This is a genomic window from Streptomyces sp. MNU89, from assembly GCF_020982505.1.
GTDB lineage: Bacteria > Actinomycetota > Actinomycetes > Streptomycetales > Streptomycetaceae > Streptomyces > Streptomyces xinghaiensis.
Genome location: NZ_JAJKLL010000001.1, coordinates 5,038,385 through 5,061,368 on the forward strand (window position 1 = coordinate 5,038,385; position 22,984 = coordinate 5,061,368).

Annotated in this window: 16 protein-coding genes and 2 pseudogenes; 7 read left to right on the forward strand and 11 right to left on the reverse strand. The window is 70.6% G+C overall.

Features of this window, described 5'->3' with window-relative positions; genetic code table 11:
• Positions 1 to 57: 57 nt before the first annotated feature.
• The gene (locus E4N63_RS21590) at positions 58 to 1,347 is read left to right on the forward strand and encodes a citrate synthase (protein WP_125625191.1); all 1,290 of its coding nucleotides are present in this window, start codon (positions 58 to 60) and stop codon (positions 1,345 to 1,347) included.
• A gap of 600 nt (positions 1,348 to 1,947) precedes the next feature.
• On the opposite strand, the gene E4N63_RS21595 is transcribed toward E4N63_RS21590, so the two are convergent.
• The 3 genes from E4N63_RS21595 to E4N63_RS21605 form a co-directional block, all read right to left on the reverse strand.
• Positions 1,948 to 4,326, reverse strand: a complete 2,379-nt coding sequence (locus tag E4N63_RS21595; RefSeq protein ID WP_230241492.1) for a cation-translocating P-type ATPase — start codon at positions 4,324 to 4,326, stop codon at positions 1,948 to 1,950.
• Between the two features lie 88 nt (positions 4,327 to 4,414).
• Positions 4,415 to 4,651, reverse strand: coding sequence for a heavy-metal-associated domain-containing protein (locus E4N63_RS21600; protein ID WP_230242587.1), 237 nt, complete (start codon positions 4,649 to 4,651; stop codon positions 4,415 to 4,417).
• A gap of 124 nt (positions 4,652 to 4,775) precedes the next feature.
• Positions 4,776 to 5,540, reverse strand: a complete 765-nt coding sequence (locus tag E4N63_RS21605; protein ID WP_230241493.1) for a TetR/AcrR family transcriptional regulator — start codon at positions 5,538 to 5,540, stop codon at positions 4,776 to 4,778.
• 136 nt (positions 5,541 to 5,676) lie between these two features.
• On the opposite strand from E4N63_RS21605, the gene E4N63_RS21610 reads away from it, so the two are divergent.
• The gene (locus E4N63_RS21610; RefSeq protein ID WP_230241494.1) at positions 5,677 to 8,064 is read left to right on the forward strand and encodes an MMPL family transporter; all 2,388 of its coding nucleotides are present in this window, start codon (positions 5,677 to 5,679) and stop codon (positions 8,062 to 8,064) included.
• Here E4N63_RS21610 and E4N63_RS21615 read toward each other — a convergent pair.
• Positions 8,055 to 8,312: pseudogene (locus tag E4N63_RS21615) on the reverse strand (inositol 2-dehydrogenase); the annotation flags it as partial. The gene E4N63_RS21610 and the pseudogene E4N63_RS21615 overlap by 10 nt on opposite strands.
• A 55-nt stretch (positions 8,313 to 8,367) precedes the next feature.
• Positions 8,368 to 8,478 (reverse strand): annotated as a pseudogene (locus E4N63_RS21620) (2-keto-myo-inositol dehydratase); the annotation flags it as partial.
• A gap of 383 nt (positions 8,479 to 8,861) precedes the next feature.
• On the opposite strand from E4N63_RS21620, the gene E4N63_RS21625 reads away from it, so the two are divergent.
• Positions 8,862 to 9,194, forward strand: coding sequence for a helix-turn-helix transcriptional regulator (locus E4N63_RS21625; RefSeq protein ID WP_185831286.1), 333 nt, complete (start codon positions 8,862 to 8,864; stop codon positions 9,192 to 9,194).
• On the opposite strand, the gene E4N63_RS21630 is transcribed toward E4N63_RS21625, so the two are convergent.
• On the reverse strand, positions 9,156 to 10,049 hold the full coding sequence (locus tag E4N63_RS21630; protein WP_230241495.1) for a hypothetical protein: 894 nt from the start codon (positions 10,047 to 10,049) through the stop codon (positions 9,156 to 9,158). The genes E4N63_RS21625 and E4N63_RS21630 overlap by 39 nt on opposite strands.
• 431 nt (positions 10,050 to 10,480) lie before the next feature.
• On the opposite strand from E4N63_RS21630, the gene E4N63_RS21635 reads away from it, so the two are divergent.
• From E4N63_RS21635 to cutA, 3 genes are all read left to right on the forward strand, one after another.
• On the forward strand, positions 10,481 to 13,384 hold the full coding sequence (locus tag E4N63_RS21635; protein ID WP_230241496.1) for an alpha/beta fold hydrolase: 2,904 nt from the start codon (positions 10,481 to 10,483) through the stop codon (positions 13,382 to 13,384).
• Positions 13,381 to 14,460, forward strand: a complete 1,080-nt coding sequence (locus E4N63_RS21640) for an ABC transporter permease (protein ID WP_230241497.1) — start codon at positions 13,381 to 13,383, stop codon at positions 14,458 to 14,460. The genes E4N63_RS21635 and E4N63_RS21640 overlap by 4 nt, the downstream gene beginning before the upstream one ends.
• Positions 14,461 to 14,529: 69 nt before the next feature.
• Positions 14,530 to 14,892, forward strand: coding sequence for a divalent-cation tolerance protein CutA (gene cutA / locus E4N63_RS21645; protein WP_230241498.1), 363 nt, complete (start codon positions 14,530 to 14,532; stop codon positions 14,890 to 14,892).
• On the opposite strand, the gene E4N63_RS21650 is transcribed toward cutA, so the two are convergent.
• Positions 14,852 to 16,132, reverse strand: a complete 1,281-nt coding sequence (locus tag E4N63_RS21650) for an XRE family transcriptional regulator (protein ID WP_230241499.1) — start codon at positions 16,130 to 16,132, stop codon at positions 14,852 to 14,854. The two genes, cutA and E4N63_RS21650, sit on opposite strands and share 41 nt — an antisense overlap.
• A 212-nt stretch (positions 16,133 to 16,344) precedes the next feature.
• On the opposite strand from E4N63_RS21650, the gene E4N63_RS21655 reads away from it, so the two are divergent.
• The gene (locus E4N63_RS21655; RefSeq protein WP_230241500.1) at positions 16,345 to 16,824 is read left to right on the forward strand and encodes an ATP-binding protein; all 480 of its coding nucleotides are present in this window, start codon (positions 16,345 to 16,347) and stop codon (positions 16,822 to 16,824) included.
• A gap of 182 nt (positions 16,825 to 17,006) precedes the next feature.
• On the opposite strand, the gene E4N63_RS21660 is transcribed toward E4N63_RS21655, so the two are convergent.
• The 4 genes from E4N63_RS21660 to E4N63_RS21675 form a co-directional block, all read right to left on the reverse strand.
• A complete protein-coding gene (locus tag E4N63_RS21660) occupies positions 17,007 to 17,519 on the reverse strand; it encodes a DinB family protein (RefSeq protein WP_230241501.1) in 513 nt (170 codons plus the stop codon).
• 66 nt (positions 17,520 to 17,585) lie between these two features.
• Complete coding sequence (locus E4N63_RS21665; RefSeq protein WP_230241502.1) at positions 17,586 to 18,203, reverse strand: hypothetical protein; 618 nt, start codon at positions 18,201 to 18,203, stop codon at positions 17,586 to 17,588.
• Positions 18,203 to 19,732, reverse strand: a complete 1,530-nt coding sequence (locus E4N63_RS21670; RefSeq protein ID WP_308188730.1) for an RHS repeat-associated core domain-containing protein — start codon at positions 19,730 to 19,732, stop codon at positions 18,203 to 18,205. Before E4N63_RS21670 ends, E4N63_RS21665 begins: the two co-directional genes overlap by 1 nt.
• A 62-nt stretch (positions 19,733 to 19,794) precedes the next feature.
• Positions 19,795 to 22,890: an FG-GAP-like repeat-containing protein gene (locus tag E4N63_RS21675; protein WP_374112809.1), complete on the reverse strand. Its 3,096-nt coding sequence runs from the start codon at positions 22,888 to 22,890 to the stop codon at positions 19,795 to 19,797.
• Positions 22,891 to 22,984: the final 94 nt, after the last annotated feature.

Genomic DNA, 22,984 nt, shown 5'->3' on the forward strand with positions numbered 1-22,984 from the left:
AAGGTAGAGGCAGTCAGGGCACCTCGAAGAAGAGGCACAACGTCGGTGAGGGATGACGTGAGCGACAACTCAGTAGTACTGCGGTACGGGGACGGCGAATACCAGTTCCCCATTGCCGACAGCACTGTCGGCAACAAGGGCTTCGACATCGCGAAGCTCCGCAACCAAACCGGTCTGGTGACCCTGGACAGCGGTTACGGCAACACCGCGGCTTATCAGTCGGCGATCACCTATCTCGACGGTGAGCAGGGCATCCTGCGGTACCGCGGTTACCCGATCGAGCAGCTCGCCGAGCACAGTACCTTCCTCGAAACCGCGTATCTGCTGATCAACGGTGACCTCCCGACGGGCGACCAGCTCGCCGGTTTCCAGAACGAGATCACCCAGCACACGCTGCTGCACGAGGACGTCAAACGCTTCTACGACGGCTTCCCGCGCGACGCGCACCCGATGGCGATGCTGTCCTCCGTGGTCAGCGCGCTGTCCACGTTCTACCAGGACAGCCACAACCCCTTCCATCCGGAGCAGCGCCATCTCTCGACGATCCGGCTGCTGGCCAAGCTGCCCACGATCGCCGCGTACGCGTACAAGAAGTCGATCGGCCACCCGGTGGTCTACCCGAGCAACGATCTCGGCTATGTCGAGAACTTCCTGCGGATGACCTTCTCCGTGCCGGCCGCCGAGTACGAGCCGAACCCGGTCATGGTCAGCGCGCTGGAGAAGCTGCTGATCCTGCACGCCGACCACGAGCAGAACTGCTCGACCTCGACGGTGCGTCTCGTCGGCTCCTCGCAGGCCAACATGTTCGCCTCGATCTCGGCCGGCATCTGCGCCCTCTGGGGCCCGCTGCACGGGGGCGCCAACCAGTCGGTGCTGGAGATGCTGGAGGGGATCAAGAACTCCGGCGGCGACGTCGACACCTTCATCCGCAAGGTGAAGAACAAGGAAGACGGTGTGAAGCTCATGGGCTTCGGACACCGTGTCTACAAGAACTTCGACCCCCGGGCGAAGATCATCAAGGCCGCGGCGCACGATGTGCTCGCGTCCCTCGGCAAGTCGGACGAGCTGCTGGACATCGCGCTCAAGCTGGAGGAGCACGCGCTGGCCGACGACTACTTCGTCGAGCGCAAGCTCTACCCCAATGTGGACTTCTACACCGGCCTGATCTACCGGGCCATGGGCTTCCCGACCGAGATGTTCACCGTGCTCTTCGCGCTGGGCCGGCTGCCGGGCTGGATCGCCCAGTGGCACGAGATGATCAAGGAGCCGGGTTCCCGGATCGGCCGCCCGCGCCAGATCTACACGGGTGTCGTCGAGCGGGACTTCGTTCCGCTGGAGAAGCGCTGACCACCGGCCGCTGACCATCGGCCGCAGGCCGGGCCCGGGGAACCCCCGGTGGCACCGGTCGCCGGTCCGGGGGGCCGCCCGCCGCCGTCGCGGGGCGGCCCCCCGTCCGTGTGCCGTGCCCGGGTGCACGGCCCGTACGCGCGGGACGGGCCCCGGAAAAAGGTGGAGAGCGCCCCGCGGTCGATCCCCCCACGGGTCGACCGGCGAAGCGCTCTCCAATCCCGGATCGGATTCCCCCCACGGGATCCGGCCGGGGGTCTGTCCGCCGCGGAATTCCGCGGCCGGAAGCTTCGGCTCGTGCTTGTTCGGTTGTCTTCCGTTGTCCGGCCGGGGCCGGTGCTGTCTGCCGGGACGAGCACGTACGGGAGGGCCGCTCAAAGCTCCCCGGGCACGCGCCCCGGCCACACACGACGGGATCCGTCCCCCAAGACGGGTCCGTCAGGCGGATGCCGCACCCCGCCGGAGGTGTTGCATCGCACGGTTAGACTCACGACCCGCCTCAATGGTTACCCCCCAAGAATGTGATCTGGGTCTCATGCCATAAGGGGCCAATGAGGGCAAGAGCTCCGATAAGGAGATCCTGAGCCCCGGGTGAGGGTCTCATGCAGCTTCTGGTGATGATGTGAAGGAACGCAATCTCAGGCTGTTGGTGACGACGAAGACGGACGAGAAGGCCATCGCGGCCCCCGCGATCATCGGGCTGAGGAGTCCGGCCGCGGCCAGCGGCAGCGCCGCCACGTTGTAGCCGAAGGCCCAGAAGAGATTGCCCTTGATGGTGCGGAGCGTCCGGCGGGCGAGCCGGATCGCGTCCGCCGCCACCCGCGGGTCCCCGCGGACCAGGGTCAGATCGGCGGCCTCGATGGCCGCGTCCGTGCCCGTGCCCATCGCCAGCCCGAGGTCCGCCGCGGCCAGCGCCGCCGCGTCGTTGACCCCGTCGCCGACCATGGCGACCGTGCGGCCCTCCTCCTGGAGCCGCCGGACGACCGCCACCTTGTCCTGCGGCAGCACCCCGGCGATCACCTCGTCGATGCCGACGGCGCGCGCCACGGCCTCGGCCACCGCCCGGTGGTCGCCGGTCAGCAGGACGGGCGTGAGCCCCAGGGCGCGCAGTTCGGCGATGGCCCGCGCGCTGCTGTCCTTGACCGTGTCCGCGACCGTGAGCACCCCCGCCGGCCGGCCGTCCACGGTGACCGTGACGGCCGTGCGGCCCGCCGCCCCGGCGGCGTCCATCGCGGTGGCGAGGGAGGCCGGCAGCGCCCCGTCCCCGCCGTCGCCGGGCAGCGGTTCCCGGCCGACGAGCACGGTGCGGCCGCCGACCCGCCCGCGCACCCCGAGGCCGGGGACGTTCTCGAAGTCCTCCACGGCGGGCAGGGGACCGGTCCGCTCGGTGGCTCCGGAGGCCACGGCCCGCGCGATCGGATGCTCCGAGGCGTTCTCCACCGCGCCCGCCAGGCGCAGCAGTTCCTCCTCGGTCACGCCGTCGGCCGGGACGGCCTCGTGCAGCGTCATCCGCCCGGTGGTGACCGTGCCGGTCTTGTCGAGGACGACGGTGTCCACCCGGCGGGTGGACTCCAGCACCTCGGGTCCCTTGATCAGGATTCCGAGCTGGGCACCGCGTCCCGTACCGACCATGAGGGCCGTCGGGGTGGCCAGGCCCAGGGCGCAGGGGCAGGCGATGATCAGTACGGCGACGGCGGCCGTGAAGGCCGCGGTGGCGCCGCCGCCCGCGAGCAGCCAGCCGCCCAGGGTGCCGAGCGCGATCAGGATGACGATCGGGACGAAGACCCCGGAGACCCGGTCGGCGAGCCGCTGCACCTCGGCCTTGCCGCTCTGCGCCTCCTCGACGAGCGTGGCCATCCGGGCGAGCTGGGTGTCGGCGCCGACGCGGGTGGCCTCGACGACCAGCCGGCCGCCGGCGTTGACGGTCGCGCCGGTCACGGTGTCGCCGGCCGTCACGTCCACCGGGACCGACTCACCGGTCAGCATGGAGGCGTCCACGGCCGAACTGCCCTCCACCACCCGGCCGTCGGTGGCGATCTTCTCCCCGGGGCGGACCACGAAGCGGGTGCCGACCGTGAGGCGGTCCGCCGGCATCCGCTCCTCGCGGCCGTCCGGGTGGAGCACGGCCACGTCCTTGGCGCCGAGCTCCAGCAGGGCCCGCAGGGCCGCGCCCGCGGTGCGCTTGGAGCGTGCCTCCAGATAGCGGCCGAGCAGGATGAAGGTCGTCACCCCGGCGGCCACTTCGAGATAGATGGCGGAGGAGGCGTCCGCGCGGGAGACGGCGAGGCTGAACTCGTGCCGCATCCCGTGCATCCCGGCGTCGCCCAGGAACAGCGCCCAGAGCGACCAGCCGAAGGCGGCCAGGGTGCCGACCGACACCAGGGTGTCCATGGTGGCGGCGCCGTGCCGCAGGTTCGTCCAGGCGGCGCGGTGGAAGGGGAGGGCGCCCCAGACGATGACGGGGGCGGCGAGAGTGAGCGACAGCCACTGCCAGTTGTCGAACTGGAGGGCGGGCACCATCGCCATCAGCACCACCGGCACCGACAGGACCAGCGAGACGAGCAGGCGTTGGTGCAGGGCTTCGAGTTCGGCGCGGTGCCGGTCCGCCGCGCTGCCCGCGGGGGTCGGCGGGCCGCCGGGGGACGGAGCCGCCGGGTGGGCGCCCGCGGGCAGTTGCTGCTCCGGCAGCGGCTGTGCCCGCTGTTCCGGCGCGGGCGGTGGTTCGGGCTTGCGCTCGGCCGTGTAGCCGGTCTTCTCGACGGTGGCGATGAGGTCGTCGACGGCGATGCCGCCGGCGAAGTCGATCCGCGCCTTCTCGGTGGCGAAGTTCACCGAGGCGGAGACGCCGTCCATCCGGTTGAGCTTCTTCTCGACCCGGGCCGCGCAGGAGGCGCAGGTCATTCCGCCGATGGAGAGTTCGACCCGCTGTGCGGGCTCCTCGGGGGCTTCCGCCGGGGTCTGGGGTGCCGTACTGGTCATGAGGGTCTCCGGAGGGGAGGGCCGGGCCGTGTGCGGTCCGCGGTGGCGGAGCGGCACGGCCCGGCGCGGGAAGGGCGGCCGGGCCCGGTCAGGCCCTGCCGGCCAGTTCGTAGCCGGCCTCGTCGACGGCGGCGCGGACCGCGGCGTCGTCCAGCGGGGCCTCGGAGGTGACGGTGACGAGACCGGTGGCGGCGACGGCCTTGACGGAGCTGACGCCGTCGAGCGCGGACAGCTCCTCGGTCACCGCACCCTCGCAGTGACCGCAGGTCATTCCGGTCACCCGGTACGTGGTGGTGGCGCTCATGGTCTTCTCCTCGGTAGGGATCTGCGGGGCGGAGACCCGGCCCGGGCCATGGCTGCCGAAGCCCGCCGGGTGCTCCACCGGCCTCCACTATACCCCTAGGGGTAAGTGCTCGACGGGTGGGGCGGGGGCGTGCGCGGGCGCGGGTTCAGTCGGTGGCGGGCGCCTCCGTACCGACGAGCGGGGCGAGGTAGCGGTGGAGCGCCGCCTTCAGTTCGGCGACATACGCCTCGCGCTCCGCGCCCTCGTGGCTCATGGCCAGCTCCATCCCCGAGGTGAAAAAGGTGTAGGCCAGCATGGCCGCGCGTGCGCACTGCTCCGGGGGCAGGCCGGGGGCGCGCAGGGCGATCAGCTCGGCCGTGCGGGCCCGGAAGACGCTGTCGAGCGCCGCGTGCTCGTCGGCGAGGGCCGCGGGCGCCCCGGGAGCGTGCATGAGGGCGAGCGAGGCGGGGTTGTGGCAGATGAAGCCGGTCAGCGGGTCGACGATCCGGTCCAGGGCCTCCGCCAGCGGCAGCATGGCGTTCTCCGGGGTGAAGACCTGGCCGTGGGTCTCGCGCATCCGGTCCAGCAGGCGCCCGCCGAGCTCGATGGCGATGGCCTCCTTGTTGGGGAAGAACTGGTAGAGGGTGCCCGGGGAGACACCCGCCTCCCGGGCGATGGCGTTGGTGCTGGCCCCGTCGTAGCCGTGGTCGCCGATGACCCGGGCGGCGGCTTCCAGGAGCTGCTCGATGCGGCGCTGCCCGCGGGCCTGGCGGCGGCGCCGCGGTCTGGCGGAGGCCGGCGGCCGCTCCGTGCCGGGCCCGGACGGGCCGCTGCCGCCCTGCTGCTTCCCGGAGGGCTCCTCGCCGGCGGCCGGCTCTCCGCCGGCCGCCCCCGGCCGCTTCCCCGGTGCCGTCGGCTGCTTCTCGGACACGCGCCTCTTCCCCGGATTCTCCGCCCGCCCGGCGGCGGTTGACAAATGCGAGCGGCTACTCGCATTCTTGGGAACGCGAGCGGTCGCTCGTGTTTGCCAAGTCTATTGGCAATCGGGGGAAGGGGACACCTGCGCCATGTCTGCTGTCAACGGCCGCGCCCGCGGCTGGACCCGGATCGTCACGGCCCGGCCGAGACTGTCCCTGCTGCTCGCTCTCGTCGTCACGGCCCTGGCCGTGTTCGCGGGAAGCGGCGTCGCGGACCGGATGGGCAGCGGCGGCTTCGAGGCGCCGGACGCCGAGTCCACCTTCGCCACCGAGGAGCTCGACCGGCGCTTCCCCGCCTCCGGGCCCAATCTGCTCCTTCTCGTCGACGGCGGGGGCGCCTCCGTGGACGACCCGGCCGTCGTCGCGGAGGGCCGGGAGCTCGCCGAGCGGCTGGCGGGGGAGCGGTCCGTCACCGGCGTCACCTCCTACTGGGCCACCGGCTCACCCGCGCTGCGCGCCGAGGACGGCCGGCAGGCCCTGATCACCGCCCGGATCGAGGGCGACGAGAAAGCCGTGAACCGCACCCTGGAGCGCATCGCTCCCGCACTCCGGGGGGAGCACGGCCCCGTCGAGGTGTCGATCGGCGGCCGGGCCGCCATCCAGCACGAGCTGCAGACCACCGTCCAGGAGGATCTGCTCCGGGCCGAGTTGATCGCCCTGCCCGTCACCCTCGTGCTGCTGATCATCGTCTTCGGCAGCGCCGTCGCCGCCCTGCTGCCGCTGCTCATCGGCGTCGTCGCCATCCTGGGCACCAACGCGGTGCTGCGCGGGCTCACCGAGTTCACCGATGTCTCCGTCTTCGCGCAGAACCTCACCACGGCGCTGGGCCTCGGACTCGCCATCGACTACGCCCTCTTCATCGTCCGGCGGTTCCGCGAGGAGCTGGCCGGCGGTGCCGGGCCGCTGCCCGCCATGGGCACGACCCTGCGCACCGCCGGGCGGACGGTCCTCTTCTCCGCGCTGACCGTCGCCGTCTCGCTGGCCGCGATGCTGGTCTTCCCGCAGTACTTCCTGCGCTCCTTCGCCTACGCCGGCATCGCCGTGGTGCTGCTGGCCGCGCTGGCGGCGCTGTCCGTACTGCCCGCCGCGCTGGTGCTGCTCGGCCCCCGGGTGAACGCCCTGGACCTGCGCAGGCTGCTGCGCCGGGGCCGCCCCGCCGGACCGGACACCGGCGAGGGCTGGGCCCGTACCGGCCGACTGGTGATGCGCCGGGCACCGTTCTTCGCGATCGGCACCACCGCCGTCCTGCTGCTGCTCGGAGCCCCCTTCGCCGGGGCGACGTTCGGCACCGTCGACGACCGGCAGCTGCCCGTCACCGCCGAATCCCGCGTCGTCCAGGACCAGCTGCGGGAGGGCTTCCCGGGCTCGCCCGGCGGTGCGGTGGAGGTGCTGGCCGAGGGCGGCCCGTCGGCCCGGGAGCTGGCCGAGTACAGCGCGCGGATATCCCGGCTGCCCGATGTCCTGCGGGTGGACGGACCCACCGGGCAGTACGCCTCCGGGGAGCGGGTCCGCGAGCCGGGCCCGGCCGAGGCCGCCCGCACCGCCGGGGACGCCGCACAGATCAGCGTGCTGCCGCGCGGCGAGGCCGTGGACGCCGCCGGCCAGGAGCTGGTGCGCGAGGTCCGCGCCGAGAACGCGGAAGCCCCGTTCGACGCCTCCGTCACCGGTACCGCCGCCGTCCTCGTCGACACCAAGGACGCCATAGCCGACCGGCTGCCCTGGGCGCTCGCGGTCATCGTGCTCACCACACTGCTGCTGGTCTTCCTCCTCACCGGCAGCGTGCTGATACCGCTGCAGGCCGTGGTCCTCAACGCCCTCAGCCTCACGGCGATGTTCGGCGCCCTGGTGTGGGTCTTCCAGGACGGGCATCTCTCCGGGCTGCTGGACTTCACCGCGACGGGTGACATGGAGACCACGCTCCCCGTGCTGATGTTCTGTGTCGCCTTCGGCCTGTCCATGGACTACGGCGTCTTCCTGCTCTCCCGGATCAAGGAGGAGTACGACCGCAGCGGCGACCATCAGGGTGCGGTGGTCTTCGGCCTCAGCCGCACCGGTGGGCTCATCACCGCGGCCGCGCTGATCCTCGCCGTGGTGATGATCGCCATCGGAGCCTCCCGGGTCACCAACACCAAGATGCTCGGCCTCGGTCTCGCGCTGGCCGTGCTGATGGACGCCATGGTGGTGCGCACGCTGCTGGTCCCGGCGGTCATGCGGCTCACCGGCAAGGCCACCTGGTGGGCTCCGCGCCCGCTGCGCCGGCTCCACGCCCGTTTCGGGCTGAGCGAGGGGGAGGGCGCGGCTCTCCCCGAGCAGCGGAACGGGGAGGCGGCGCAGAGGGCTGACGAGACGGCGGGCGGGGCCGCGCAGCCCGGTGGGAGCGGCGCGGCCGGACGGGAGAAGAAGGGCGGTGGCACCGAAGGAGACGGCGGGGCCGGTGGGGCCGAGCCGGAGCGGGCGGACTCGGGGGCTCAGCGGTAGAGAGCCGGTGGTCCGGTGAGGGCGACGGGCACCCGTCCCCCTCCGGACTGGGCCCGCACCCCGGCCTCGCAGACGGCGGCGACCGCGTACCCGTCCCAGACGCTCGGTCCGGTGACCTCGCCCCGGCGGGTCGCGTCCACCCACTGCTGCACCTCGCGGTCGCAGGCGTCCTCGAACCGCACCACATGGTCCTGGGCGATCTCCCCGCCCCAGCGGCCCGCCGCCCGGGTCACCATGGCGTCGCCCGTCGCCCGTCGCCCGTCCCCGTCGCCCGCCCGCCCGCCCTAACCGCAGCTCGCTGCATCTGCGGGTCCGTTCCGCGATCGGGAACGGCCGGTCCGGATCGCAGGGATACATGTCCTGCTCGACGATGGCGAAGAGGTCGATGCCGAGCCCCTGCGCGGCGTTGAGCACCGCTCCGTGACCCCGGCCGCGCGCTCGGCGGGCCCGGAAGCGGCGCCGGAGGCGGACCGGAACCCGGACCCGGACGCGCGTCCGGAGGCCCCCGGCCCGGCCGCCGGAGTCCGGAGCCGCACGGATTCCGCACGGATGCCGTACGGATGGCGGGCCCGCGCCGGGGTGAATCCCGGGCCCGTGCCGGGTGGCTCGCGCGTCCGTGATCTTCCCAGCTCAGAGGCGGTGCGGCGGCCCGGCGCGTGGAGGCGCCGAGCCGGGTGGGCCGTGTGTCGTAACCAGCCGACGCGCCGTTTAGCCTGGGCTAAAGGTGGCATGCTGGCGGCAGAGACCTCGCCGTCCCAAGGACCATGCCGATCTGGGGGGTTGACACCATGCCATTCATGGCGCGTGGCGAGAGCGAGACCGAGGCGGCCGCCGCGAGGCTGGCACGGCAGGCGGCCACCGCTCTGGCCGGCGAGCTGGCGGCCCGTGGGCTCTCCCGCGCCGATCTGGCGAGGCTCATGGGCGTCAGCCCGGGCAGGGTCAGCCAGATTCTCTCCGGTGACGCCAACCTCACCGTCCGGTCCCTGGCGGGCGCCGCCGCCGCGCTGGGGGCCTGTGTGGAGATCCGGTTCACGGAGCCGCCGCGCCCCCAGGACGCCCCGCGCTCGAGCGAGACCGGGGGCGACGGCGCGTCAAGCCTGCGCGGTGGCGTCGTCCGGTCGCGGCTCTGACGCTCCCGGCGCCGTGCGCCTGCCCCGGCCGTCCCGGACCCGGCCGAACCACCGCCGGTGGGGGCGCCGCTGGGACGGCAGCGGAGCGTCCCGGCGGCTGCCCGCCGGCGCCGCCCCGTCCAGGAGTTCCAGCAGCCGCCGCCGGTCGGAGCGCCGGCCGAGCAGATAGGCCACCCGCAGCAGCAGCTTGCAGCTGTGCAGCGCTGCACCCCAGGCCCGCAGGCTCTCCACCCGCTCCGCCTCGCCGCGGTCGCGGCGCGGTTCGGGAAGGCCGTCGCGGCCGGGTGCCCGGCAGGCCCCGCCGGTCCGGGCGTCGGTCTCGATGGCCTGCTGGAGTGCCGCTTCCGCCTCGGCGAACCGCTCGTCCGTGAGCTTGCGGCCCGCCTTGTCCGGATGGCGGGCCAGCAGGTGCAGCCGCACCGCGTGGACGAAGATCTGCATCTGGTACGGGTCCCTGATGCCGCTCACCATGTCGTCGCACCAGTCGGCGCAGTCCGTCTCCATCCGGGCCTCCAGCCGTTCGAGAAGGTGGGCGGTCCCCAGGGTGAGGAAGCTCAGGAACGGCTTGGTGGTGTCCGGCTGTACGGCCCGTCCGCGGCGCAGCACCCCGGCGCCGGTGGCCACCCCGACGGCGGCGGCCGGCACCTCGGAGAGCAGCGGGAGCAGGGCGATCACCAGCAGGGCGATGGCGGCCATGGCCCCGACCACGGCGGCCGACAGCAGAACGGACTGCCGGGTTCCCAGCAGCCGCCCCTTGCCGTGGTACTGCCGCACCAGGCAGATCCAGGCCACCAGTCCGCTCAGCCCGGCGGGCAGGGCCCACTGCGGGAGGAACGGTGACGGAAACCAGCTCATGTGCGGCCCCACGGCTCTGCGGAGGACAACGGAACCGGGTACCCCGGGTCCGCTCGGCCGGGGGGATCCCCTCGGCCCGCCACCGGGCCGTCTTCCGGCCGGGCCTTCCGGAAGGGCGTCCCGGCCCGCTGGACTGCCGCGGTGTTCCCGGGGGCGGTCTCATCAGCCCACCGGATGACAGTACCGGTTCGTTAAATTCCTCCCATCATGCACCTTTAGATCGTCTTTGGCCGCCCGCGGCCCGCGCGACGCGGCCGCGAGAGGAGCGGGACGCCCTTTCCGCCCGAACGGACGTTCCCGTACGGGTGCCGTGTGTACCGCGTCCGCTGTACGCCGCCCCCGGGATGTACGCCGCTGAGAGGGGATGGGAGGGGACGCGGGTCCTACCCGGGGCAGGTGTGAAGCCGACGGCGCTGCGTAGGCTCAAGGGCATGGATTCTCGACAGTCCCGGACTCCCGGGCCGCTCAGGCTGCCCCGGCGGCTCCGGCCGCTCCGGTCACCCCGAGGCCGGGGACGGCTGGCCGCCGGAGCGGTGGCGGTGGCCCTCGTCGCGGGCGCGGGCACCTGGGCCGCCGTCGCCGGCGAACCGGCCGCCGTGCACCGCGCGGACCGGTATCTGACGATGCCCGCCCCCGGTGGCGACGCGGACGGAGACGGCGAGGGCGCCGCGGCCCGCCGCAGCGTGCGGATCGACACCTCCTTCTACACCTCCGGCCCCGCCTCCGAGCGGCGTCCCGCGGTGCTGCTCGGGCACGGCTTCGGCGGCAGCAAGAAGGACCTGCACGAGCAGGCCGAGGGTCTGGCCCGGGACGGTTACGCCGTCCTCACCTGGTCGGCGCGCGGCTTCGGGAAGTCCACCGGCCGGATCGGGCTCAACGACAAGGAGAACGAGGTCGCCGACGTGCGGCGGCTCGTGGACTGGCTGGCGACCCGCCCCGAGGTCCGGCTCGACGCCGACGGCGACCCGCGCGTCGGCATCGCCGGAGCCTCGTACGGCGGCGCGATCTCGCTGCTCGCGGCCGGGCACGACCAGCGCATCGACGCCATCGCCGCCCAGAACACCTACTGGGACCTCTCCGAGGCGCTCTTCCCGGACGGCGTCTTCAAGAAGCTCTGGTCCGGCATCTTCTTCACCACCGGCTCGACCCCCGTCCCCACCGACATGGGCCCGTCCCCCGAGGACGCGCCGGACGGCGGCGGAGCCGGCCAGGGCACGGGCGGCGCGGGTGACACGGGCGCCACCGGCGGAGGCGGCGGGGGCCGCGCCCCCGAGGCGCCCTTCCAGCCGGAACCCCTCACCGGGGACCGCTCCTGCGGGCGCTTCGAGACGGCGCTGTGCGAGATGTACGAACGGGTGGCCGTCGCCGGGAAGCCGGACGCGGAGGCCGAGAAGCTGCTGCGGGAGCGCAGCCCCGTCACCGTCGGCGACCGCATCAAGGCCCCCACCCTCGTCCTCGGCGGGCAGGCCGACTCCCTCTTCCCGCTGAGCCACGCCGACGCCATGGCCCGGCAGATCAAGGAAAACGGCGCGCCCGTTTCCGTCGACTGGCTCGCGGGCGGACACGACGGCGGCGACCAGGAGACCGAACGGGTCCGGCAGCGCGTCGGCGCCTGGTTCGACCGGCACCTGAAGGGCGACGAGGAAGCGGACACCGGGGCCGCCTTCCGGGTCAGCCGCACCGGAGGCTTCGACTCCACCAACGGTCGGGTCCAGCTGAGCGGCGCCACCGGCGACCGCTACCCCGGCCTCGACGGCGACAAGACCCGCACGGTCCGGCTCACCGGACGCGAACAGACCGCGGCCAACCCGGCCGGCGGCACCCCCGCCGCCGTCTCCTCCGTCCCCGGCCTCTCCGGAGCGGCGGCCCAGCTGACGGCCTTCGGCGCCGGCGTGGCCCTGGACTTCCCCGGCCAGGCCGCGGCGTTCGACTCGGAACCGCTCACCTCCGCCGTCCGCGTCACCGGCGCCCCGACGGCCCGGGTGCGCGTCGCGTCCTCCACGGACGACGCGGTGCTCTTCGCCAAGGTGTACGACGTGGGGCCCGGCGGCAGCCAGCTGCTGCCCTCCCAGCTCGTCGCCCCCGTACGGGTGGAGGGAGCGGGAGAGGACGGCGGCCGCACCGTCGAGCTGCGCCTCCCCGTCATCGACCACAAGTTCGAGGCCGGGCACCGTATGCGGCTCGTCCTCTCCGCCACCGACATGGGCTACGCCTCACCGCTGGAGCCCGCCGAGTACCGCGTCTCCCTGGCGGACACCGACCTCACCGTGCCCACCGCCCCGGGCCTGGCCGGCGAGAACAGCGGCCTGCCCGGCTGGGTCTGGGGCCTGCCGCTCGCGGGCGCCGCCCTCGGCGCCGTCCTGCTGGTCACCGGCCGCCGCCGCGTCACCACCCCCGCGCCCGACCCGGAGCTCGCCGGCGTACCGCTGGAGATCACCGGACTCGGCAAGCGCTACGCCAAGTCGGCCGACCGGTACGCCGTCCAGGACCTCTCCTTCCGGGTCGAACGCGGCCAGGTGCTCGGCCTCCTCGGCCCCAACGGCGCCGGCAAGACCACCACCCTCCGGATGCTCATGGGACTCATCACCCCCGACGCGGGCGAGATCCGCGTATTCGGGCACGCGATCCGGCCCGGCGCGCCCGTGCTCTCCCGGGTGGGCGCGTTCGTCGAGGGCCCCGGCTTCCTGCCGCACCTCTCCGGCCGCGCCAATCTGGAGCTGTACTGGCAGGCCACCGGCCGCCCCGCCGACGAGGCGCACCTGGACGAGGCCCTGGAGATCGCCGGACTCGGCGACGCACTGGAGCGCGCCGTCCGGACGTACTCCCAGGGCATGCGGCAGCGGCTGGCCATCGCCCAGGCCATGCTCGGCCTGCCGGACCTGCTGATCCTCGACGAACCGACCAACGGCCTCGACCCGCCGCAGATCCGGGAGATGCGGAACGTCATGGTCCGCTACGCGGCCGGCGGCCGCACCGTGATCGTCTCCAGCCATCTGCTGGCCGAGGTCGAGCAGACCTGCACGCATCTGGTCGTCATGGACCGGGGCCGGCTCGTCAGCGCCGGACCGGTCGCGGAGATCACCGGCTCCGGCGACACCCTGCTGGTGGGCGTCGCGGGCGGACCGGTGTCCGACGAGAGCGTGGATGCGGTGGCGGCCCTGAAGGGCGTGGACTCCGTGGTCCGCGCCGAGGAAGGGCTGCTGGTCCGGCTCGACGGCATGACCGCCTCGCAACTCCTGCCCGAACTCGTACGGCTCGGCATCCCCGTCGACCGGGTCGGCCCGCACCGCCGCCTGGAGGACGCCTTCCTGACCCTGATCGGAGGTGCCGCATGACCGGCCCGACGGAACGACCCGCAGGCAGCGCACCGGACCCGGGAGCCGCAGCCGCGAACGGCGACGGCGGCAAGCCGCCTGCGGGAGCGGCGAACGGCGCGACGCGCGCCGGTGCGGCGAAAGCCGGTTCGGCCAACGGGGCGACGGCGAACGGAACCACGGCCACGCCCGCCGGGGCCGCCTCCACCGCTGTCGCGGAACGGGGTCCGCCCCGACCGGCGGCGCCGCCCCGAGACGGCCCCGGCTACCGCCCCCGCCACACCCTGCCCCTGCGGGTGGAGGCGGTACGGCAGCTGCGCCGCCGCCGGACGCTCGTCGTCTACGGCATCCTCGCCGCCCTGCCGTTCATCCTCATCGCGGCCTTCGCCATCGGCGGGGACCCGGACGAGCGCGGGGGCAACGGCCGCATCTCGCTGATCGACACCGCCACCGCCTCCGGCCTCAACTTCGCCATGGCGTGCGTCTTCGTCTCGGCGGGCTTCCTGCTGGTGGTGCCGGTGGCGCTGTTCTGCGGGGACACGGTCGCGTCCGAGGCGAGCTGGTCGTCCCTGCGCTATCTGCTGGCGTCACCGGTGCCGCGCTCGCGACTGCTGCTGAGCAAGCTCACCGTGGCGCTGGCGTTCAGCGCGGCCGCGATGATCCTGCTGCCGCTGGTCGGCCTGCTGGCGGGCACGGCGGCGTACGGCTGGGGCGGCCTGGAGCTGCCGACCGGGGGCTCGCTCGACCCGGGCACGGCGCTGGTGCGCCTGTCGATCGTCGTCGCGTTCGTCTTCGTCAGCCAACTGGTCACCGCCGGCCTGGCGTTCTGGCTCTCCACCGTCACGGACGCCCCGCTGGGCGCGGTCGGCGGCGCGGTCGGCCTGACCATCGTCGGCAACGTCCTCGACGCGGTGACGGCCCTCGGCGACTGGCGCCAGTTCCTGCCCGCACACTGGCAGTTCGCCTGGGCCGACGCCCTCCAGCCGCAACTGGAGTGGGGCGGCATGGCCCGCGGCGCCGCCGTCTCCACGGCCTACGCCCTGGTCCTCTTCGCCCTGGCCTTCCGCCACTTCCGCGCGAAGGACGTGGTGTCCTGACGGGAGGAGCGGGCCGGGGACGCCGTAAGGAAGGTCCGTCCGCAAGCGCTCCCCGGCTACGCTCGACCCATGACGGAGTGCGTACAGGTCCACACGGCCACCGAGACCCGCGAGGCGGCGGTGGCGCTGGCCAGGAGCGCGACCGAGGCGCGGCTGGCGGCGGGTGCGCAGGTGGTGGGTCCCGTGGCGTCGCTGTTCTGGCATCTGGGCGAGTTCGGCGAGGGCGAGGAATGGCAGGTCGTCCTCAAGACCACCACCGCCCGTTATCCCGAACTCGAGGCACACCTGCTGGAGCACCACCCCTGGGACAGCCCGGAGATCGTCGCGGTGCCCATCGTCGCGGGCGCCGCAGCATGTCTCGACTGGGTTGCCCGCAGCGTGGCGCAATGTGTCAGACGGTCACCCTCTCCAGCAGATCCGCGACGGGCGTAAGTGACCGGTGCGGGCTCAGCCTGGTCAGCAACTCCCTCGCACGCTGTCGCGGACGGACCGACCCGACCCCGGCCGCGAGGTCGAGGGCGGTGCCGACCACCACGGCGGAGTGCTCGATCTCCCCGGCGTCGAGGTAGGCGTGCGCGAGCCAGGTGAGGTACAACGCCTTGTCCCGCGCATGGGTGTCATCAAATCCGGAAAGCGCCTCCTCAAGCACCGGCACGGCCCGCAGAGGCCGACGCAGCTCCGTCCAGCAGCGGCCCTTCATGATCTGCAGTTCGCGATCGTCCACCCACGAGGACCAGTGAGGAACGGGACTTTCGCCGTTCCGCTCGCCCAGGGCTTCTTCCGCGTCGCTCAACGCCTGCTCGGTCTCCTTCGGCTGCCCGGCCTTGGCGTGGGCCCACGCCCGGCGTTCGTGGAGCAGTGCCCGCACGCTCGACGGGGCGTCCCGCCCCGCTGCCTCGCAGGAAGCGGCGGCCGTGGCGACACCGGAAGCGTCGGAACTCACCTGCTGATAGGCGAGAAACGCCAGCGAGTTGCCCGCGAGTGCCCGGTCCCCGGCTTCCGTGGCCGCCCGGTGGGCCCGGCGGTACAGGGTCGATGCCTCGGCCTGGCGGCCCGCGTCGAAAGCTGCCCAACCCGCCTGCTGTGCCTGCTCGGCCAGGACACCGAGCAGCTTGCGGCCGACCGGTTCGGTGTAGGAGCAGGTACGGACCAGGTGCAGTGTGGTCGTCACCTCACTCCGGTAGAGCCGTCGTGTGTCAGCACCACCGAGCACGTCGTCGAGCGCCCGCAAGCGAGCGGTCCGGCGCTGGAGTTGCCGTACGTCCTGTTCTCCGATGCGGCGGCCCCGCGCGACCTCCGGTGGCATGAGTGCGCCACCCGTGACTCCTATGGTGGTTGCGAGGAAATCTCTGCGCTGCACTTCGTCTCCTTGGTCCGTGGCCCCTGGGTCGCCGATTCTGGAAACGTGGTACCGGGTAGCAACAGGCGGCGGAACTCCCTCCGGAGAGAACACGGGGACCACGGCTCCCGATGCCTTCTCCCAGGGACGGGGTGCGAGCCCAAGTAGATGACCAGGGATACGCAGCCCGTCGGCGATCTTCGCGATCTTCTCGTAGGTGGTGACGGAGCCCTGACCGCGGGCGAGTCTGCCCACACGCTCCGGCTTGATCTCGCAGGCGTCGGCGATTTTGAGGAAGCTGATACCACCCCACTGCCGCGCGAGCTTGAACACCTGGCCGAAGTCATGCCGCCTCAGGGCAGCCCGGACGTCGGTACGACCGAGTACGTGTTCCGGTAAAGCCGCTGAGAAGTGCCCAGACATGTCGTTCCCCGAGATTGCCCGAACAGAAGGGATACCAGCTCGCCGCCCGGTGGAGAGTCCCCATCATGGGTACCCCTTTCGCCGGGAATCCACGGCTCTCCCGGACCAGCATCCTCTGGGGCATGCAGAAACACCAGAAAACGCTCAACGGTGTCGAAGTGGTGCGCCGTTGGACCTGCCACCCTCGTTCCGTACGACTGGCTCGGGCCGAGCTGAGCAGGGCACTCGCTGCCTGGGCCCTGACCGAGATCGAGGACGCCGCACTCGTGGTCCTGTCAGAGTTGGTCACGAACGCCGTGCGGCACGCCCGGATTCCGTCCGGCCGAGAGATCGAGACCCGGTACGCACTGGTCGGTGTCGGCCTGCGCATTGAGGTTCACGATGCCGCTGAGGCCCGGCCGCGGAGACTGGCGGTCGGCGCCGACGCCGAGAACGGCCGCGGACTCGCCCTGGTGGAAGCTCTGGCCGACGAGTGGGGCATCAGCGATCGGGTCGGCTGCGGAAAGGCGGTGTGGGCGGTCGTGTCGGCTGCGCCAGGGGTGGGACGCAGCGAGTCGGCGGGCGTGGCGGAGCGAGTGCCCGTCGGTGGCACGGGCGGCTGACGCATGGCGCTGTTCGGCACGTCAAACAGCGGGAGTTGTGCCGGCCGTTCACGCCTCGTGGGGCTGGTTGATGTACGGCTGTTCCCGGGAACCCAGAGCCACCCCGGGCGAGTGGCAGCGGGGTGGCTGCCTGCCGTGTTGGACGACTGCGGCACCGGGCCGGACAGACAGGCCGGCTCCGGTCAGTAGTAGCCCTTACCGCCGTCCAGCAGTTCGCGGATGATGTCCATGTGGCCGGCGTGGCGGGCGGTTTCCTCGGTCATGTGGATGAGCATCCAGCGCAGGCTGGCCTGGGCGGACGTGAAGTCGGGGTGGCGGCCGGTCTCGTCGAGGGAGTGGGCGGCGATGATCTCGTCCGAGATCCTGCACTGCCGGTCGTAGTCGGCGAGGAGCTGGGCCAGGGGTATGCCTTCGGCCATCATGTCGACGTCCTCCGGGTCCTCGGAGAACTGCGGTCCGTCGGCCGGGCGTCCGAGGAAGAGCACCTCGAACCAGGTCTGCTCGGTCCAGCGCAGATGGGAGACGATCCCCGCCATCGTCATCAGCGGTGAGTCCGGCAGGAGTGAGCGGTGGGCGTCGGCGTCCGACAGCCCTTCGCACTTCATGTGGATGATCGCGCGCTGCATGTCGAACCAGCCGAGAAGCTGGGTCCGTTCATCCGCTGAGAAGGGAGGCCGCTCACGAGGGGGAGTCATGAGCGGTGACGATACCCGGCGGCGGGTCGCCGCCGCATGAGGTTTTCCGCAAGCTTGCTCGAATGGTCACCAGAAAAGGGGAGCGGCCAGGGAGCACAGGATCGCGCAGAGGGTGAGAGAATCCGCCCAGATGTCCAAAACGAAGCCTGTGGAGGATTGGGCGTCTTTCATTCTCCTCTGCTTGCCAACTTCCGCCTTAATCTGGGCTGCCGCCTTTGCGGAGGTCTTGAAAATTCCGTCTATGAGGGAACCGGCGAACCCGACGGATAGGTACCCTTCTCCTCCGGATTTCCTATTGGACCAGGAATGAACAATGAGAGACCCGGATGAGGCATGCTCGATCTCTCTGATGTCCCCGTAAGGTATGTCGTGCCACCTGAGGGGATTGACGATGACCAAACTAGACTTTTTCAAGTGCACCCGGGATCGGAAAATGCGCACGCAAAGACCGCCGGTCAGCAACATGAGCGCGGAAGCGATAAGAGCTTGTCCGCTCGATGTCTTTGACCCTTCGATCCCTACGTATATGGCTGTGCCGACGGCGGCTAGCCAGAATGTGACGGCGTAGAACCGAAAGGTTTTCCTCTGCAGGGTCCGCCCCCCGAGAATTCTCCGGAACTCAATCCTGATTCCGGCCACCTCGAATATTCGATTAATCTTTCGGATTTTGTCCTGCCAAGCCATCAGCACGATCCCATCAGCTTTCCGGCACTGTAGGAGCCCGCACCGCAATAACCGAAGTTGAAGGCCGTGTTGGTTCCCAAGTTTTTGACTGTGGGGACGAAGGAGCGAGTGACGGGGCGCATGATGGCGTGCTTTGTTCCTGATGCTGCACGTATCATCTTCATGCCAGTTTCTCGGACCCACGGCTTACCCCAAACCGCTTGCCGCAAGGTGGCTCCGCCCCAATGGGCGTACTTGATCGCTGCAAGCCCTCCTAGGCTCGTCCATATTCCGTTCATAGCGAGATCTTTGAAGTGCATTTCGCCGGTGGTCGCAAGGTCGCCGGCGAAAAATGCGGCACTCGCTGCTGCTCCAGCTGCGATGCAAGCGCCTGCTGAGGCGATGACGCAGGCAGTGAAAGCAGCCGCAGGGATTATCTCGCTCTTCCAGGTTTCCCACGAGCTCAAACTGTCCGCAGCGCTGCTGAAATTACCCTGGATGAGGTTCTTCCAGAAGCTCTGATCCTTTTCATTCTCTTTCTGTCGCGCTTCGGCGGCTTTGCGTTGGCGTTCTATGCGCTTTTGTTTTTCGATGGCGGCGGAGCGGGCTTTTTGGGCGGCGGTGGGGGCGGTGACGCCTTGGTTTTTGGTGTAGACGTGTTGGTAGCCGGTGTTTTGTTGGATGGTGTAGTTGGGGGAGATGGTGCCGCCGCGGGCTTGGGTTTCTCTTTCGTAGTTGTTGCCGAATTCGACTTTTTGGAGGTCGCCGGTTCCGCCGGGGCCGTTGGTGCAGTTGTATTGGCCGCTGGCGCATTCGTCGTAGGCTTCGCCGGTGGGGTCGGCGTAGGTGGCGGGGTTGTTGTTGCCGTAGGTGTAGGGGTTGTGCTGGGTGGGGTCGTTGGTGAGGAGGAGGGGGTCGACGGACAGGAAGCGGCCCAGGTCGGGATCGTACTCGCGGGCGCCGAGGTGGGTGAGGCCGGTGGGGTCGGTGGTGCCGCCGACGAAGCCGCGGTCGCCGGGCCAGTTGGAGGTGCCACTGCTGGAGCGGGGGCTGCCGAAGGGGAGTTGTTTGCGGCGGGTGACGGCTTGGCCGGCGCCCCAGGCGACGGCGATCAGGGCGGTGCCCTGGCGGTCGCCGAAGAGGAAGTGGAGGCCGGAGCTGTTGCGGACGGCGATGGTCTCGCCGCCGTGGGTGTAGTAGCGCGTGGTGGTCTTCGTGCCGGCGCTGGTCGTATTCAGCTCGTTGCCGCCAGGCATGTAGGCGGTCGCTGAGCCGTCGGCTTCCTTGGCGAGCAGGCGGTTGCCGGAGGAGTCGTAGAGGTATTGGGTGGTTTTGCCGTTCTCGGTGAGGGTGGCGAGTCTGCCCTCCGGGTTCCAGGTGAGCTGCTGGTTCCGGGGTCCGCCGGTGCGGCTTTCGGTGTTGCCGGCCTCGTCGTAGGCGAAGGTTTCCGTGGTCCCGTCCTCGGGCCCGCCAGCGGTGGTTACCGAGCGCAGGGCATGCGGGTTGTCCGGGGACGACGCGTAGTGGAACGCTGAACCGCACCGGAGCATGCCGACGCCGTGGGCTCCCGCCCGATGCGGACAGGAACCCACGGCGCGCTGCGCGAGGGCCGTCAGCTGATGGCCTGGTAGCCCGTCCAGTCCCCCGCCAGCTCAACCTTTCGCTTGTGGTCAGTGCCGGGATCCAGATAGGCGACGAGGATGTTGGTGCTGCTGCGGGTGTACCAGAGGTCGAACCCCCCGCTGTGATCGGCATCGCCGGGCGATGTGATCAGCGGGTTGGCCGCCACGGTGAAGCTGGTGCCCGCCTGTATCTTGTTCGACTCGTCGGTGAGCCAGTCTCCGTACTCATCGGCACCCTGATGAATGAAGAGATCGCCGGTGGCACGGTCGCGTGTGGCGAGATCCACCCGGCCGTCTCCATCGGTGTCACCAGGAGCGATGAGGTCCTGTTCCGCCCAGGCCTCGGAGGCGAGCAGCACGGGCTCGCGATCGGAGTCCAAGCGGGTGTCGGGAGCGCCGAAGTACAGCCAGACCCAGTCGCCTTCCTTCACGAGCAAGTCTGGGTAGCCCGGCTGATCGGCTGTGCCGTCACCGTCGATGTCGAGCGGGCCGTCGACGTCCCCGATGGCCAGGATCTGGTCGGCGTTCTGCCAGTGGTCGTTCCCGTCCTCGTAGACCGTGAGTTCCCGGCGGTCGCTGTCCTCACCCGCGCAGTTGGTGCAGGCAAAACCGTAGCCGTTGTTCGGGTGGAGCCACAGACGACTGGTCCCGTCGGCCTCACGGCTCAGGGCGATGAGATCCTCATAGCCGTCCCCGGTCCAGTCACCGCGGTGGGTGATCTCTGTGTCGTTCCAGAGGATGTTGGACGCGGTCTTGGCGTTGTCCGTGACACTGCCGTCGCCCGCGCCGTAGTAGCGGTGCAGGTCACCGTCCTTGTCCACGGCCCACAGGTCCGGGTTGCCGTCGCCGTTGATGTCTCCGGGCTTGTCGGCTTCCGCGAGTCCGTTCGCGTAGAAGAGATAGCCGACCTGGTCGGATCTGTTGCCCACCTTGTCCAGGCTGCGGGCGTACAGGACGTTGGCCCCGGCACTGGACGGAGTGATCTTGACGGTGACGCTCCCGCCCGCGGTGCCCGGCGATGCGCTGCGCACAGCCGGCTCGGAGTCGGTCCAGTACTCATACTTCGCGACGTCCGCCACTCCACCACTGGAGAGCGTGAAGGAACCCTCCGTCCGCACGGAGCCCGTCACGGAGGGCCAGCCGTCGCTGCCGTCGGGGAACTGCGTGGAGGTGACGCCGGGCGGGGTGCTGGGCCGGTCGGGATCGAAGACGAAGCGGCAACCCGGGGCACCAAGGGTCGGCGTCCAGTCGGAGGACAGCTTGCCATCGCTGGCCTGTGCCTTCCAGGAGAAGTTGCCGCTCGCCGTGGCGATATGCGGGGAGAGTGTGCCCTTCGTGACTTTGAGTTTCGCCACGGTGCCGGACGTCACGGCGACCGTCTTGTCGACGATCAGGACACCGTTCGGATCACTGTTGGGGTGGTGTCCGGTGGCCCAGAGATGGAACTTGATGTTGACCGTCCCACCGTCCTTGTCCGTGGCCTTGGCCTTCAGGTAGATGTCGGTGTTGCCGATCAACCCGTGCGGAGGTGTGTCTCCGCAACCCTCGTCGTTCCTGGTACTGGGACTGGTGTCCAGCCCTGTGGGTGCTCCCGGACGGGTGTTGTACTCGGTGGAGAAGACGGCGGACTTGGCGTCGAACTTCTTCCAGCCGTACACGTCGGACTCGTTGGACGCCGCGAGCTCAAAGGTGACGGTGTTCCAGTGACTGGCTGCCGCGTCCTTGGCCGCCTGTGTCACGTTGAAGGCGAGGTTGCCCGCAGGGCAGCTGCTGCTCCAGCCCTTGGCGTCGGTGACCGTGGCCATCTTCTCGCGGCGGGTCGGCCGGTTGTTCCACGTGGTCGACGAACCGATCGCCGCAGTACGCCACAGCTCGATCGGCTTGGCCGTGCACGACCAGGACCAGGTGTTCTTGATCCGGAAGGTCGACTTGGAGACGACCTTGTCGGTGCTCCACAGATTCTTGGTGTTCATGCGGAAGTAGGAGCGCGCCAGCCCGTTGGTGTGGTTCTCGTAGCCGGCTCGCGCGGTCGTGGTGCCATATGAACCGTTCGAGTTCTTCCAGCCGTTGCCGTTGTAGTACGAGGTGCTGGGGTACTTCTTGTAGGCGATGGTCCACGCGTAGCGCGACCCGGAGACAGACGGGTCGATGTAGACGGGGTACTGGGTCTCCTCGCCTCTCAGCACGCTCTGATTGGGCGTCAGGGAGAGGGTGTCATCGTTGATTCTGAGGCCTAGGGCCGCGTCACGGGCACCGTGGGGAACCTCGAACTCGTCGACGGGCGGTGCAGAAGCTGCCGTACGCAGGCTTGCCGTCCCGGATGCCGAGACCTGCTCGGTGGTGGTGCTGTCCCACATCAGCGGCGTGGGCGCGGTGAAGATCTCCTGGCCGGCCGGATTGCTCGCGGTGAGGTTGCCGTGGTCGTCGGCCTCGGCACTGAGCCCCTCTGTGGCGAGACCGAAGTCGATCCGGTCCAGTGCGGGGTCGGCGGCGGCCTCCGCCGTCTTGACGACCAGCAGTTGGCCGAAACCGGCGGACCCGGCTTTGAGCTTCAGGTCCACATCGGTCAGGACATCGCGGTAGGTGACGGTGTCGTCCTCGACCACCGGCTCCGGCAGGTCGTGTGGCCAGCTCCATGCCATGCTTCGACCGTCACGCATGACGGTCACGAGCGGTCCGCCGCCTCCACCCGAGAACCGCACGCCCACTTCTGTGGCCTTGGGCGAGTAGGTACCGTCCTCGTTCTCGTGCAGTGTCGTGTCGACGCCGACGAGTCTGCCGCCCTTCCTGACCCACTGCGGCAGGGCGTAGCTGTCCTGGGTGAAGGTTCCCGAGGGGTTCGCGAACACCTGGGAGGTCTCGGTCCGCAGGGACAGGACCTCCGCCGGTTCGCCGGTGTCGGAAGCCTGTTCCAGAGCCTGCGCCTCCTCGGTGAGGGACCGCTCCACGGCCGGCTCCTGCTCCTCGGCGGCTGCGGCAGGCAGCACGGCGAAAAGCGGCGCGCACAGTGCGAGCGCCAATGCCGAACTGATGACTCCACGACGTCTTCGCGGATCGCCGGGGAGCCCTCTCTTAAGTGTCCTCATCGCAGATCCTTTTCATTTCCTTTTCTTCCACATGGAAGCAGAGTGGGCCATCGGGAAGCCACCCTAGACGGAAATGCCCGGAAAGCTAGATGCC

Coding starts and splice junctions, on each gene's coding strand:
- E4N63_RS21635 (WP_230241496.1), top strand. CDS start 10,481: ATGGATTCTCGACAGTCCCGGACTCCCGGGCCGCTCAGGCTGCCCCGG.
- E4N63_RS21655 (WP_230241500.1), top strand. CDS start 16,345: ATGCAGAAACACCAGAAAACGCTCAACGGTGTCGAAGTGGTGCGCCGT.
- E4N63_RS21640 (WP_230241497.1), top strand. CDS start 13,381: ATGACCGGCCCGACGGAACGACCCGCAGGCAGCGCACCGGACCCGGGA.
- E4N63_RS21625 (WP_185831286.1), top strand. CDS start 8,862: ATGGCGCGTGGCGAGAGCGAGACCGAGGCGGCCGCCGCGAGGCTGGCA.
- E4N63_RS21665 (WP_230241502.1), bottom strand. CDS start 18,203: ATGGCTTGGCAGGACAAAATCCGAAAGATTAATCGAATATTCGAGGTG.
- E4N63_RS21670 (WP_308188730.1), bottom strand. CDS start 19,732: ATGCTCCGGTGCGGTTCAGCGTTCCACTACGCGTCGTCCCCGGACAAC.
- E4N63_RS21610 (WP_230241494.1), top strand. CDS start 5,677: ATGTCTGCTGTCAACGGCCGCGCCCGCGGCTGGACCCGGATCGTCACG.
- cutA (WP_230241498.1), top strand. CDS start 14,530: ATGACGGAGTGCGTACAGGTCCACACGGCCACCGAGACCCGCGAGGCG.
- E4N63_RS21630 (WP_230241495.1), bottom strand. CDS start 10,049: ATGAGCTGGTTTCCGTCACCGTTCCTCCCGCAGTGGGCCCTGCCCGCC.
- E4N63_RS21595 (WP_230241492.1), bottom strand. CDS start 4,326: ATGACCAGTACGGCACCCCAGACCCCGGCGGAAGCCCCCGAGGAGCCC.
- E4N63_RS21660 (WP_230241501.1), bottom strand. CDS start 17,519: ATGACTCCCCCTCGTGAGCGGCCTCCCTTCTCAGCGGATGAACGGACC.
- E4N63_RS21675 (WP_374112809.1), bottom strand. CDS start 22,890: ATGAGGACACTTAAGAGAGGGCTCCCCGGCGATCCGCGAAGACGTCGT.